Raw genomic sequence first — 14120 nt, 5'->3', positions numbered from 1 at the left:
AATAATGCTTTTTATAAGTTGAAAAAATGAGTGATATTTTACAAAAATTAGAGTCAATTGCTGTGAGATTTAATGAGGTAGGACAGCAAATAACGGATCCCGATATTATTGCAGATATGGATCGGTACGTGAAGTTGACAAAAGAATATAAAGATTTAGAGGAAATTGTGAACGTCTATAAAGAGTACAAAAACGTACTGGACAATATCACGTCTTCTAAAGAAATGATTGATTTAGAAGATGATCCTGAAATGAAGGAAATGGCAAAAATGGAATTGGATGAATTGTTGCCAAAAAGGGAGGAAATGGAAGAGGAAATCAAGATTATGCTAATTCCTAAGGATCCAGAGGACGATAAAAACGTAATTGTAGAGCTTAGAGCAGGAACTGGGGGAGATGAAGCTTGTATATTTGTGGAAGATGTTTTTAGAATGTACTCGATGTATTTTAAATCTGTGGGATGGAAAATGGAGGTTGTTAACTCTAATGAAGGAGGTACCAGTGGCTATCGTGAATTGTCGTTCGAAGTAGAAGGTGAGGGAGTATATGGAATGTTGAAATTTGAGTCGGGCGTTCACCGTGTTCAACGTGTTCCAGAAACTGAGTCACAAGGCCGTGTTCATACTTCAGCAATTACTGTTGCCGTTATGCCAGAAGCAGAGGAAGTAGATGTCCAACTCAATATGGCAGATGTAAAAAAGGATACCTATCGTGCTTCAGGTGCCGGTGGTCAGCACGTAAATAAAACCGAATCTGCTGTTCGACTTACTCACATTCCAACCAATACAGTAGTTGAATGTCAAGATGGCCGCTCGCAGCACAAAAACTACGAAAAGGCGTTAACTGTTTTAAGGACTCGGTTGTATCAAGCTGAATTGGAGAAAAAGGAATTAGAACGTTCGGCACACCGAAAATCACTCGTTTCAACAGGTGATCGTTCTGCAAAAATTAGAACCTATAATTATCCACAAGGAAGAATTACTGATCATCGCATTAACAAAACAATGTATAATCTTTCAAGTTTCATGAATGGAGACATCCAAGAAATCATCGACGCATTGAAAATTGCCGAAAATGCGGAAAAAATGAAAGAGGGAGGAACAATTTAAGAGAATGAAAAAAGAAGACCTGATAGCAAATATTAAACGTAAAAAGTCGTTTTTATGCGTTGGCTTAGATGTTGATTTAGATCGAATACCGAAGTTTTTGTTGGATTATGAAGATCCCATTTTTGAGTTCAACAAACGAATTATTGATTCAACAAAGGATTATACGGTAGCCTACAAGCCAAATATTGCTTTTTATGAATGTCATGGGAGTAAAGGTTGGGATGCCTTAAAGAAAACGGTCGATTACATTCCAAAAGATATATTTACCATAGCTGACGCTAAGCGAGGTGATATTGGTAATACCTCACATTATTATGCCAAAACGTTTTTTGAGTACCTAAATTTTGATAGTGTAACAGTTGCTCCTTACATGGGGATTGATAGCGTTACACCATTTTTGGAATACGAAAATAAATGGGTGATTTTACTCGGTTTAACTTCCAATAAAGGGGCTTTGGATTTTCAGTTTACCACGGATATGAAAGGGGAAAAACTTTTTGAGAAAGTTATCAGAAAGTCGAGTGAATGGGGCAATGCTTCTCAATTAATGTATGTTGTTGGTGCGACAAGAAATGAATCAATAGGAGAAGCACGTGCCTGCGCAAAAAATCATTTTTTCCTCGTTCCTGGTGTTGGAGCTCAAGGTGGATCTTTAAAAGATGTCGCTGATTTTGGTTGGAACGATGATTGTGGGCTACTTGTAAACTCTTCTAGAGGTATTATTTATGCTGGTAATGACGAAAACTATGCTAAAGCCTCAGGAAATGCAGCACATGAAATTCAACAAGAAATGGAAGCCGTTTTAAAAGCAAAGGGTTTTATTGCCTAGTATTTTGTTAAGTTGCGATAGTATTCGTACTTTTTTCGGAAATTTATAAATACTTTAATTATTAAAATAAAATTAACCCATGAAAATTTATTTTTATCTAGCAATTTGTGTAGGCATATTTGCAAGTTGTAAGTCTTATGTTCAGGTTTTTAATACCGCATCAAATATAGGTGAGAATGAACATGGAAACTATGTTTATGAAACGGATACGGTTCGGATTACATACAGTTTTTGGGAAGAAAATGGTGTAATGACCTTTGAAATATTTAATAAAACTAAATCACCAATTTATATTGATTGGAAAAAATCTTCATACATAGATAATTCAGTTAAATTAAATTATTGGGCGGATGTTGAGAAAACAAGTTCTCAGATTGTTTACGATAATTACTTGTTTAAAAAATCTTCAGAATCTGCCTCAAAAAAAAATACTATTACTGGTGTGTCTCAAACCTCATCTACGAAAATGGAACGAATTACCTTTATTCCTCCAAATTCGAGCTATTTTAGATCTCAATTTTATATCTACCCTGTATCAGCGTTCTTATTAAATACCAAAACGAATTCCGAGGAAGTTTTGAGAAAAGACGATAATTCTAAAAAAACTAAAATTTATAAAGCAAACTATAATTTAGAAACAACACCATTAATTTTTAGAAACTTTTTGACGATTTCATTCAGTGAAGAGATTGAAGATGAGTTTTATATAGATAATAAGTTTTATATCAGTGAAGTATTGGAAATGGAGAGAGATCACTTCGAACAGTATAGATATGACACTTCTGTAAAAGGGAAGTGGTTCCTTCGAGATGAATATGGAAACCCAATACTTTTCAATGACTTTGAATCGCCAAAATCATTCTATATAAAAATACCAAAAGTGGCAAGTATAACTAAAAGAAAATAGCTTAATTACTATTCTAACTCAAAAGGCCGGCTTAAAGTTTAACACGTTTCAGCTTTTGAAAGCCTGACCGTTCGTTGTGAACGAAATAAGTATAATTATTGTGTACTTTGATGTTTTCTGGATACCCGATTTCATCCAAAACCAAAACCTGATCAACTTGCCCGTTAAATATATTGATGCGTCGTAGCTTTAAATAGCCCTTTTCTTTGGACGCACAATAATAATTATGGGTTATTTTATCTTGATATATTTCATTGCGATACCCATTGTCTAGATGAAAATCGAAAGAACTAATTATACTAAGTGTGTCATTTAACTGTAGAACATTGTTATTTACATGATCAAATATAATGATTGATTCATCTTCATGAATAAATTCGGGGCAGTAGACCGGCCGACTTTCAACTTGTTTAAAAAAGGCAATCATGTCAAAAAGTTCTGATGGGGTATAATTGTTAATTAAACTATACGGATCATTGTCCCAAACTCCAAGTGCAAAAACATTTGACTCGGGTGGCGTTGTTTTGTGATAGATATAAAGTATTCTGTTAAAAGCATCTTGAGCCGCTTTTTTTGCTACCTGATCTTCAATAATTACACGAATGGTTTTATATTTTTCACTGTGGTGAATGTCGTGTATGTAATACGATTTATTAAAATCAGTATACATAGAGAAAAGTGTGTTATCCGCATTGCTTTGAATGCATGGTTTTATGTTATCATTAAATTGTTCTATGCTTATTCGTTCGATGAAAGTTAGCGAATCGGCTAAGTATATTTGATAGGCACTGTCCTTGCTAAGCAGGTGAACATTGTCGAAACAATCTATATAAATGTTTTTTACTCTTTGAGAAATGGGATAGGAAAGATACGTCGTATCAATTCCATCTATGCATAAATAACGTTCTCCATTAATTTTTTTTAATATTAGGAACTCATCATTCGTTAAAAAAGTATAGTCTAAAATATTATGGTTGATTTTATCTGCAACGGATTTAATGCGTTCTGCAGTCACTTCAACTACCTGGAGTTCTTTGTTTTGATCATAGAGTTTTATTGTTTTCTGGAAAGAGTTTGGGGTTTCAGTAGGTGGGACAGTGAAATATCCATCTTCTTTACCGATGTACGAAAAGCGAATGACACTATTGGGTTTTATTTGAACTTCATAACGACCTCTAATGTCTGTTAGAGCAAATGATTGGTGTACTGTATCCACCACTTTGGAAAATGGCAAGGGTTGATTGTATTGGTCCACAACAATTCCGCTTAAAGTTTGCGCTTTTGCAATGCCCGTAAATAGAATTAAGGTAATTAGTATAAGTTTTGAATGCATACCTAAGTATATATAATCTATTTTTAATTCAAAGGGCTAATTGATTAAAATGTATGAATAAAATGATGAATGGGATTTTAATGGTTTGCATTTTTAAGTTATTATTGTTTTTGAGAATAAACTGAATAAACATGAATTTTAAGTTATGCTTCTTATTAATAGTCTGTAATACGGGCGTATTTGGGCAACACGATGTTTTTGTACGATCAATAGAAAAAAAAATTAATGCTACAACTGAGGTGTTAACACCAGTCACCGATTCCAGTTACTTGTACCAGCAATACAGTTATTTTAAAACTACCTATTGGTTGGTTAAGGAGGATAACTTAGTTTTAACAAGTAATGATCAATGGATTGGAGGAAGTGTTATGATTGATGGATTGAATGATTTTGAGAGAATGGATGTTTGTGATTCAACCTTAAATTTAATCCGTAATGCTGCTTTAAGTCATCAAACAAGACAAATACTTTACGATACAGCTCGAGTAAATATAGGTTCGAAAAATGATGCTTTTTTAACCTTTATGAATAAGGAATTATCAATGGGAGATAACTTAGCAGACTTTTGTGTTGAAGAATATCAATTTGTGAATGAGGAAAGATTGAAAAAAGGATTGGCTTTTATAAATAATATAAAGCGACAGAAATTAGCGCGGTTAAATCAAGTCGTAAATAGTAACACGGTTGATGAAGTATTAATTGCGGAAGTTTTAAGGAATATGCATTCGTGTGAGATAGATTATAGGACTTTTGTTTGTTTGATAGAAAAGAATACGGATGGTTTTATTAATCAAATTAATGCACTTTCAGCGGATGCGTTTTTTGATTTAAAATTGAAACTCTATCAATTTCCTAGTGATATTGATACTTTGAAGGCATGTCAATTATTAAAAAAGTCATCTATTCAGGGAAAGCGGGTTAAAGTTTTAATACGGAAAATAAAATAGTGCTGGAGAACTTGTTACTTTTTGAATTGGGGGCATTGTAATTTAAAAAGTAGGCAATGACTTTAGATGCAAAACTTAATTTTTTTCTGATTGGTTTATTTATTTCTGTTGCGAATTGTTTCGGTTGCAGCATGTATAAAATAACTGTTGGCGAGTGTACGATGGTAGGATGCAATGAAGATGCGTGGCGCACAACTTCAACATTGTGGTTTGAAACGGCTAAATCGCCCGAAGAATTCGGTGCTGCATTTACAGGGTCACGGAAAGTTAGTGAATTGGTGACTGCCCCGCAATCTGGGATGAACGAAAAAGGGTTATGTTTTTCGCGATTAGCCGCCTATCATCCCATCATTGAAAATATGTTTTCGAATCGTAAGCGCATAAATAACGAGGTTGATTTTTTGACCAGTGTTTTACATCAATGCGAGTCGGTAGAGGAAGTTGAAGCTTTTTATAAGGAATATGATCATCGCTTTTTTATTGATGATGTTTTAATTTATATAGATAGTGCTGGAGGATATTTAATTGTTGAACCTTATCAATTACTTCGTGGTGATGAAGCGGTATACGTTTTGTCTAATTTTTGCCCTTCAATTACCAACAATGAGGTGGCTCGAAATTTGGGCCGTTACCGAAAAGGCGAGGATTATTTGGCGGAAGTGGATTTGATAACAAGTTTTGAATTTTGCGAGAAAGTTTCTGATACCATGCACGTTTGTCGAGAACGAAATGGAGATGGAACCTTGTTAACTTCGATATGGGATCTTTCATCGCGAAAATTCAACTTGTATTTTTACCATGATTTTGAGCACGCTGTTCAATTTGATTTATTAGAAATGTTGGATAAAGGCGATTCGCAATGGGATATCCCAAAATTATTTCCTGAAAACGAAGAGTTTTTGCGATTGAAAACATACTATACCCCGTTTAACACCCCTTTTTTGCGTGTTTCTTTGGTACTTATTGCTGCATTTTTATTGTTGTTTACGGGGGCATTTGTTCTACATTATTTAAAAACATCTCAATTTACTTTGGTTTATCTTTTTGGATTTTCACTAACCAATGTGATACTAATTGCCTATCTTTTTGTTTTAGCCACAACGATTGGGGTTTATTATTTTGATGCTCCATTTTTTCAAGCTGGAAATTATGGGGTCAATGTGCTGTCATTTACGCCATTTTATAGTATCATTTTAATGATTATTCTATTGCGGCATTTTGTTCGACATCGTACAGCTATTCAACGGTATATGCGATATTTGATTTTTACCAACTTAGTGTTATATATGGTTTTAGTTTGTGGATTTATGTATTGGGGTTTATATGATGTTTTTCATTGACTTTAGGCTTGCGTTAAAGATTGTAGCGATTGTTTAAGCCCCTTGCCCTGCTATTGGCAAGGGCGAGTGCGGAAAGCTTGACCCCATGTGAGGAATCGAAACTTGGGGTAACGCCCAAAAAATAGTTAAACTAAAAACCGTAGACATTTTTATATCGGCAGAATTAGTGATTGAGAGCTATAAATTCCATTATCTTTGCAGTTGAAATAAAACGGAAAAAATGGCAGGTAGGAATAAGCAATCTGGGGGCAATAAAAAGCCGAGTAGAACGAGTGGTGAACGTGGAAAGGGTTTTGGGAATAAGCCTTATCGTAAAGGGGAACAGGCGCGGTTTAAAAAACCGAAAGGAGATCCGATGCCAAGTTTTAGTGATGAAGTGAGGTTGAATAAGTTTATTGCAAATGCAGGAATTTGTTCACGAAGAGAGGCAGATGTTATGATTCAAACCGGAATTGTGGAGGTGAATGGTAAAATTATTACCGAAATGGGTTATAAAGTGAAGCCGAGTGATGAAGTTCGATATGACGGCAGTATCATTCAAACTGAAAAGAAGCAGTACGTTTTATTGAATAAACCTAAGGATTTTATTACAACAATGGACGACCCGATGGGTAGAAGAACGGTTTTACAATTGGTACAAAATGCGTGTAAAGAGCGAATTTATCCAGTAGGCCGTTTGGATAGAAATACGACGGGATTGTTGTTGTTTACAAATGACGGAGATTTAGCAAAAAAATTGACGCATCCGCGTTATGAGGTGAAGAAGATTTATCATGTTGAATTGGATAAGCCGATTAGTGGAGAGCATACGCGAGCTTTGTTGACCGGAGTTGAGTTGGATGATGGTGATTTTGTGAAAGCGGACAAAGTAGAAATCATTGCAGAAACGAGAAATAGAGAGGTTGGGGTAGAGTTGCACTCTGGTAAAAACAGAGTCGTGAGAAGAATGTTTGAGGCAATTGGTTTTAAAGTGACACGACTAGATCGGGTAAAATTTGCTGGTTTAACGAAGAAGGATTTGCCACGAGGTAAATGGCGTCACCTAACGGCTAAAGAGGTTGATTTTTTACGTATGGGTTAAGCCTTTGCGAGCTTTGCCTTTTCATGGGCAATTATATTTTTTTTCACGGCATCATAAACATGGCTTTTAGCTTCGGCAAAAGAGGTCGAATATTTTCGGTCAATCTTGCGATATTCCAATGGGTAGTTTTCCAGTAATTGATTATAAAAACCGTCTAGCACTTCGTTACTCGGATTTTTAAATTCGAGCTTTAAATCAAATCGGCGTAGGATGGCTTCATCAATGAGTTGAATTTGGTTGGTTGCACCAATTAAAATAGCATCTTGCGGAAAATCATCGATTAATTGGAGTATTGTGTTGACAACGCGTTTCATTTCACTGGTGTCGTTATTATCATAGTCTCTTATGCTTCCGAGAGAGTCAAATTCATCAAAAAACAAAACCGCTTTTTTGTGTGAAACGTTGTTGAATAGTGCGGATAAATTTTTCGCTGTTTCCCCCAATCGAGAAGATACAATTGTACTCAGGTTTACGATAAAGATTTTTTTTTGTAATCGGTTGGCAAGGGCTTTGGCTGTCATTGTTTTTCCACAGCCAGTTTGTCCGAATAAGAAAAGTTTATTGGCTACAGGCAAATGATATTTTGCTAAGGCTTCTCTGTGTTCGTACTCGTCTAAAAAGTCGTTAATTTGTTGGGATAATGATTCATCGTATACGACTTCATCAAGGTTCACTTTTGTTTGGTTAACGAGGTATAAACTATTCATGCTGCAAAATTAGCGGAATTTGATGAATTTTATTGTTCAAAAACTTGTGAATTATTAGCTGTTTTTTTCGTGGTTAAGGGTTAGATTAGGAATTAGAACTAAATCATGTAAAAAGTGATAAAATTCATCAAATTGTTTATCTTTCGTATTCAACACCCCCATTTATGGTTGCTTCAATTTTATATTTTATTGTATTTGTTCCCTTTGTAATTTGGTTTTGGAGAATATTGATCATTCAATCGCGTCAATTTTTGCTTCCTCTTTTGTTCAGTTATTTAGGCTTTATGTTTTTAGCATTTTTTATTGGAGTTGGTCTGGATAATGAATATTTGGAATTTTCCACCTATTTGGTTCCGGGTGTTGGATTTATTTTAGCTTTTTGGTTCTATACTTTAGGATTAATTATGCTTAAAAATAAACGTGATGAAGCGCGAAGAAAATTATTTGAAGATATCGCACAGACACTAGTTTTACCTTTGGTTGTGGCCTTAATTTGGTTTTGGTTTAATGGTCAAGACTTTAAGATTGGTGGGTAAACATTTTGCTTAGCTCGGTTAAATCGTTTAATATTTTGTCTGCTATAATTAATCGGGGATCGTGTTGATGTGATTTTTCAGGAATAGCAAAGACGTTCATTCTGGCAGCCTTGGCTGCTAAAACTCCGTTAAAGGAATCTTCGATTACCAAACATTCACCCGGGTGCACATTTAGTTTTTTTGCACAGTTTAGAAAAACATCAGGGTGTGGTTTTCCATAGACTTCATGTTCTGCTGAATGTAAGGTGTGGAAAAAATCTCTTATTTTCAAACGATCGACTACAACCTCAATTATTCGTTCATAGGAAGATGTGGCAAGTCCAATATTTAACCCTTTTTCTTTACAGAATTGGAGCGCAGTATTCACGCCAATTAAAGCTTGTCCTTGCTTTTTGATTTCTCGAATTAAAATTGAAACAATATCATCCTCTACTGCTTGAACTGATTTGTTTTTCCATCCTACTTTTTTATGCCACATTTCAACAACTTGGTCAATGCGCAAACCAACAGTTTCTTCGCAATCGGTATGGGTAAGGTCTAAGCCCACTTTCGCAAAGGCTTCAACTTCCGCAATTTTCCATAATGGTTCAGAGTCTATTAATACACCATCCATATCAAAGATGACAGTGCTTATATGGTTAAGATTCACAGTTCAGTTGTTTTAAGGATTTGTAATTTCTTCAGCAAGCTGAACAGCGTTGTACACGTTCACTATTCCACCAGTAACTGAAAGTTCGCTGAATGGAACAAATTCCTCTTCAGAACCCGGTAAAAGCGTTTTTTGCTTTCCTACATTTTTAACCGATTTTAAAATGATTGATTTTATTTCAAGACAGGTAAGTTGAGGATAATAAGATTTTAATAATGCTGCTGTTCCGGCTACCATTGGGCCTGCCATTGAGGTTCCACTATAATTGCTGTAAGAGTTATCCGGTGTCGTAGAATAAATATCATGTCCCGGTGCAAAAACATCTACAATTTCATTCCCATAATTTGAAAATTCGGCAGCTAATCCTTCATGAACAACGTAGTCCTTTTTTAGTTTCGCTTTTTTATAACGGGTTGAAGCTCCAACCTCTATCCAGTTAGAAAACTTTTTATTCATACCTGGGTAGATAGGACTGGGAAAATTATGTCCAAGCTCATCATTGTTATTTGCTTCATTACCAGCAGCATGAATTAGCAAAACTCCATTCTCTTCAGCATATCTAAATGCTTCAATTACCCCTTCTTGCTGTGGCGAATATGCTTTTCCAAAACTCATATTTATAATTTCAGCACCGTTGTTTACCGCGTAGCGAACAGCGTTTGCAATGTCCTTGTCCCATTCGTCTCCGTTTGGTACTGCTCGAATTGGCATAATGAGTACATTGTTGGCTATGCCATCATTTCCTATTTCATTTCCCCTAATTGCTCCAATGATACCTGCGCAATGCGTTCCATGTCCTGCATCAGGACCAGTGATGTCGTTATTGCCGTATGACTTATCGCTAAAATCACTGACATCATCTCCGATTATCGTTGCTCGCGGATTAACATCGGGGTTATAGTTGTAATTTAACTCGTTTTCAATTCCAGCTAAATATTCGAAATATCCGTCATAATCCATTCCAAAAAAAGCGAGGGTGTATATTTGAACCGCGGCTTCAGCTAATTCATCGATTGAGATTGCTTCTAACAATTGCTTTTCGGTATAATCACCTTGAAAATAAGCCCTTAAGTCTTCGTCAGCTTTTTTTACGTTTTCTGTAAAATCTTCGAGTCCTTTTAATTCGTCTGTCAATCGTTTTTGATTTTCTTTAACTTCGGTACGAACCGCTATATATTTTTGATAATCATCTTGTTCCGCATCTGATAAATCGGTGGCACTCTTACCTTCATATTTATCTTTAAGTTCGGCGTATATCCTTGTAACTTCTAAACGAACATTATTGAGGTTTTCTCCGTTTGCATTACCTAAAAAATTCCATCCATTTATGTCATCGATATAGCCGTTATTATCATCATCAATTCCGTTGTTTGGAATTTCGTTTTTGTTGACCCAAATCTTACCTTGCAAATCTTCATGTTCAATATCTACACCAGAATCTATAACAGCGACAATAACGGGTTTACTCGTCTTTCCTTTTAACGTTTTACCGTATGCTTTATCCGTCTGCATACCGTATTTTTTTCCGTTGTACCAGTTGTATATTTTTTTATCGACATCTTGTGTCCATAAAATAGGCGCCGTCCACAAGGCTATGATAAGTATAATTGATTTATTCATAATTATTTCAGTTGTATTTTATAGAGATTACCTCCGCCAAATCCTTTACGTTCTTCATCCGTCGAATAAAGTAGATTTTCTTTATCAAAACAAATTGCTTCTCGTTGTTTTATTAGCGGTAAGGAATAGGAGCGGATGTCTCCATTCCAAAATTCATTTTCTTTAAAATTAGTTATTATATACAGTTTAGTATAGGTCAAAAGGGCTAAAGAATTTGAAGCTGCATGATAATCTGCAGCAGTTACAGAACATAACTTCCACCCGCTTTGACATAAGTAGATGCTTCCGATATAATCAGCTTTTTGTTTATCATCATTTGGGTCTATTTTATAGACGCGAGATTCACCTGTAAACGGTTTTGTTCTGCATTTAGTAAACAGATATAGAAACCCTTCTTTCCAAATAAATGCTTCACAATCGAAATTCATTTTTGTTTTTTTGGGAGGATAATTCTTTTGGTCTTCGTAAGAAAAGGTGATTTTTTTTGGTTTAACTTTCTTGTGTTTCATGAAATCTGAAGGAAGAATGTAAATGTGGCATTTTTCACGATTATTGCTATTGTTTCCAAAATCGCCTAAATAAACACGACCTTTGTCATCTTGCGTAATGTCTTCCCAGTCCCTATTTTTTGCATCTTCTAATGCGATGGTTTTTATTAATTCTCCTTTTAAGTTTAAGATATAAATTTCAGGTTCGTTACCGCTATCGTTATGGGTTATAAAGTACTTGTCTTGATAAAGTATGAGTCCTGAAGTTTCTTCTAAGTCATTCGGTAAATCAGTGATTTTATAGGATTTTAATTGTGCCAGCGTGTGGCTTGAATACCAAAGTAGTATGAAAAGGTAAATTATTTTTTGAGTCATGCAGCGTAATTCCTTCTAAAATTATACCAAAAATAAAGTTTTAAATTTGTTTAAAGGTAGAAATTGAAACATTAACAAGTTCTTTTGATTATTCGCATGAATTGATAATGAAAAAATAATTTAGCGTTTAAAAAAGATAAAACGAAAATCTGTATTTTTGAATAGCAGTTGATAAAAAGGATTGAACTATGATGAACCCGAGTAAAGCTGGATGGATTCGTAAATATTTTTCGATTCTTGACAATTATAGTGAACAGTTGAACCGTTATCCAGGTTCAATTATGTCGCAAGACGATTTGTTTTACGCTTATCTTCAGCCAACAGGTATAATGTATGGTTATCCAGCAAGTTTGTTGTTTCTTGAAAATGATTTATTACTGGAGCTTTCCAATGAGGAGGCCTATCGTGTACTCTTGCTCGAAGGCTTAATTCTTACCGACCATCTTGTCAAGGGAAAATTTGATATTGATTCACTTGAAAAATCACTAGAAGAATTTGTACGGTTTTATGAACAAACTCAACTTGAACGCGCAAAAAAGAGTTGGTTAAATTTCAAGGATTTAACCGTATACGAAAAATTAGAATCTATAATTGCGCAACGCGTTGACATAAAAACAAGTTTTACCAAACGCTTATGGACAAGTTATTTGTTTAACAGTTTAATTTTCCATGATTTATTGCTTTATCATGAGTACCACAACGGGGTTGCGCCAGACCTGTTAATGGAAAACAGAAAAAGGGTAGCGCTTGACTTAATCAAAATAATTGCGGCAGCGGCAAATATTGATGGTGATTTAACAGATGAAGAAGAGGCAATATTTGAAATTTTTATGGCTTCAGCAAATTTAGATCGAGAGGAAAGGGAGGAAGCAAAATTGTACTGGGATAATAAAAAATCTTTAGCCGATATTGATTTGAATTATGAACGTTCTTGGATGTTAAATCGTTACTTGATGGAGGTGGCTGTTTTGACAATCTGGAGCAATCGTCACGTTGTTGAAGCGGAGAAGGAATTTCTGATTGCCTTAACCCAAAAATTAGGAATACAAAAGGAGGAGATGGATAAGTCATTTGTAGCCATTCAGGCTTTTGTGATGAATAATTATGAAACGATACCTTTTCTCAACGGTAAAAATGATGCTGAATTATTGATGGATGGCGCTACGGAGAGGTGGAGAAATATTTTGGGAAGAAATAAAGATAAACTCGCAGCTGAATTAAAAGAAAGTAAAGAGTTGATGGCCCTCATCGCTAAATCAACAACAACGGAATTGTCGAAAAAGGAAAAAGAAAAGGCTCGGAATCAATTAAAAGATTTGGCTAGAACAATTCCATCATTAACCTTATTTATGTTACCTGGTGGGAGTTTACTTTTGCCTATAATTCTCAAAATTATCCCTGATTTGATTCCAACTGCCTTTAGAAGCAACCAAATTGAAGAAGAAAAAGCAAAAGAGGATTAAGGGATTAGCTTTAAAACAGCGGCAACATCGTCCGGGGCGTCAATATTCGGAGTTTCCACTTCTGTTTCTACTGTTTTAATTTTGAAACCATTATAGATCCAACGAAGTTGCTCCAGTGATTCTATACGTTCTAAAGTGGTACTCGGCAATTGCGTAATGTTCTCTAGTACGTGTCGTCGCCAAGCGTAGATTCCAATATGTTTATAAAAGTTAGCATGGTCTAGCCAACTTTCTTCTGAAATATTGGCTACATGGGGAATAGGGCTTCTACTAAAATATACCCCGTTTCCTTCTTTATCTAAAACGACTTTAATTCGATTGGGGTTTTTGACCTCTTGGATATCCTTCATTTTTTTGACGATGGTTCCAATTTCTACAGTAGCATCCTGAAACAACTCAATTAAACTACCTAACTGTTCGGGACGAATGAGAGGTTCGTCACCTTGGATATTCACAACAATATCATAGTCCTGATACTGCTTAATTACCTCACTACATCTTGCTGTACCCGATTGATGATTTTCAGCTGTCATTACAACATTACCCCCAAATGATTGAACATGTTCAAATATTCGTTGATCATCCGTTGCAACAATTATTTTAGAGAATAATTTACATTTGCTGGATTGTTCGTAAACCCTTTGAATCATAGACTTACCTTTTAAATCTATTAATGGTTTACCCGGAAAACGACTTGAACCATAACGCGACGGAATAATTCCTAGTACCTTCATAA

At 35.2% G+C, this 14120-nt stretch carries 14 protein-coding genes; 8 read left to right on the top strand and 6 right to left on the bottom strand.

Annotation, left to right across the window (positions count from 1 at the left end; genetic code table 11):
• The first annotated feature begins 26 nt into the window (after positions 1-26).
• From prfA to A8143_RS09880, 3 genes are all read left to right on the top strand, one after another.
• Positions 27-1109, top strand: a complete 1083-nt coding sequence (prfA, locus tag A8143_RS09890) for a peptide chain release factor 1 (protein WP_070138025.1) — start codon at positions 27-29, stop codon at positions 1107-1109.
• A gap of 4 nt (positions 1110-1113) precedes the next feature.
• Positions 1114-1938, top strand: a complete 825-nt coding sequence (gene pyrF, locus A8143_RS09885) for an orotidine-5'-phosphate decarboxylase (RefSeq protein ID WP_070138024.1) — start codon at positions 1114-1116, stop codon at positions 1936-1938.
• Between the two features lie 79 nt (positions 1939-2017).
• A complete protein-coding gene (locus tag A8143_RS09880; RefSeq protein ID WP_070138023.1) occupies positions 2018-2845 on the top strand; it encodes a hypothetical protein in 828 nt (275 codons plus the stop codon).
• 31 nt (positions 2846-2876) lie between these two features.
• Here A8143_RS09880 and A8143_RS09875 read toward each other — a convergent pair whose 3' ends face one another.
• Positions 2877-4178 (bottom strand): hypothetical protein, encoded by a 1302-nt coding sequence (locus tag A8143_RS09875; RefSeq protein WP_070138022.1) that lies wholly within the window; start codon positions 4176-4178, stop codon positions 2877-2879.
• 131 nt (positions 4179-4309) lie between these two features.
• On the opposite strand from A8143_RS09875, the gene A8143_RS09870 reads away from it, so the two are divergent.
• The 3 genes from A8143_RS09870 (at position 4310) to A8143_RS09860 (ending at position 7546) form a co-directional block, all read left to right on the top strand.
• Positions 4310-5125 carry a hypothetical protein gene (locus A8143_RS09870; RefSeq protein ID WP_070138021.1) on the top strand — a complete coding sequence of 272 codons (816 nt, stop codon included), beginning with the start codon at positions 4310-4312 and terminating at the stop codon, positions 5123-5125.
• 56 nt (positions 5126-5181) lie between these two features.
• Entirely contained in the window at positions 5182-6465 is a 1284-nt protein-coding gene (locus tag A8143_RS09865; RefSeq protein WP_070138020.1) for an Ntn hydrolase family protein, read from the top strand.
• Positions 6466-6685: 220 nt separating this feature from the next.
• Positions 6686-7546, top strand: a complete 861-nt coding sequence (locus A8143_RS09860; protein WP_083261316.1) for a pseudouridine synthase — start codon at positions 6686-6688, stop codon at positions 7544-7546.
• Here the strand turns inward: A8143_RS09860 and A8143_RS09855 are convergent.
• Entirely contained in the window at positions 7543-8253 is a 711-nt protein-coding gene (locus A8143_RS09855) for an AAA family ATPase (RefSeq protein ID WP_070138019.1), read from the bottom strand. The two genes, A8143_RS09860 and A8143_RS09855, sit on opposite strands and share 4 nt — an antisense overlap.
• A gap of 284 nt (positions 8254-8537) precedes the next feature.
• Here A8143_RS09855 and A8143_RS09850 point away from each other — a divergent pair, with 284 nt between their 5' ends.
• Positions 8538-8789, top strand: a complete 252-nt coding sequence (locus A8143_RS09850; protein WP_139134322.1) for a hypothetical protein — start codon at positions 8538-8540, stop codon at positions 8787-8789.
• Here A8143_RS09850 and hxpB read toward each other — a convergent pair.
• From hxpB to A8143_RS09835, 3 genes are read right to left on the bottom strand one after another with little or no spacing between them, the layout of a single operon-like run.
• The gene (gene hxpB, locus A8143_RS09845) at positions 8773-9438 is read right to left on the bottom strand and encodes a hexitol phosphatase HxpB (protein ID WP_217494801.1); all 666 of its coding nucleotides are present in this window, start codon (positions 9436-9438) and stop codon (positions 8773-8775) included. The two genes, A8143_RS09850 and hxpB, sit on opposite strands and share 17 nt — an antisense overlap.
• Positions 9439-9450: 12 nt before the next feature.
• On the bottom strand, positions 9451-11058 hold the full coding sequence (locus A8143_RS09840; RefSeq protein ID WP_070138016.1) for a S8 family peptidase: 1608 nt from the start codon (positions 11056-11058) through the stop codon (positions 9451-9453).
• A 2-nt stretch (positions 11059-11060) separates the two neighbouring features.
• On the bottom strand, positions 11061-11921 hold the full coding sequence (locus A8143_RS09835; RefSeq protein WP_070138015.1) for a hypothetical protein: 861 nt from the start codon (positions 11919-11921) through the stop codon (positions 11061-11063).
• A 188-nt stretch (positions 11922-12109) separates the two neighbouring features.
• On the opposite strand from A8143_RS09835, the gene A8143_RS09830 reads away from it, so the two are divergent.
• Entirely contained in the window at positions 12110-13384 is a 1275-nt protein-coding gene (locus tag A8143_RS09830; RefSeq protein WP_070138014.1) for an LETM1-related biofilm-associated protein, read from the top strand.
• Here A8143_RS09830 and kdsB read toward each other — a convergent pair.
• Positions 13381-14118 (bottom strand): 3-deoxy-manno-octulosonate cytidylyltransferase, encoded by a 738-nt coding sequence (gene kdsB, locus A8143_RS09825; RefSeq protein WP_070138013.1) that lies wholly within the window; start codon positions 14116-14118, stop codon positions 13381-13383. The two genes, A8143_RS09830 and kdsB, sit on opposite strands and share 4 nt — an antisense overlap.
• Positions 14119-14120 lie beyond the last annotated feature (2 nt).

The sequence above is a fragment of the Crocinitomix algicola genome (assembly GCF_001661595.2).
Classification (GTDB): Bacteria; Bacteroidota; Bacteroidia; order Flavobacteriales_D; family Crocinitomicaceae; genus Crocinitomix; species Crocinitomix algicola.
This window is presented reverse-complemented; position numbering and strand designations above follow the sequence as displayed.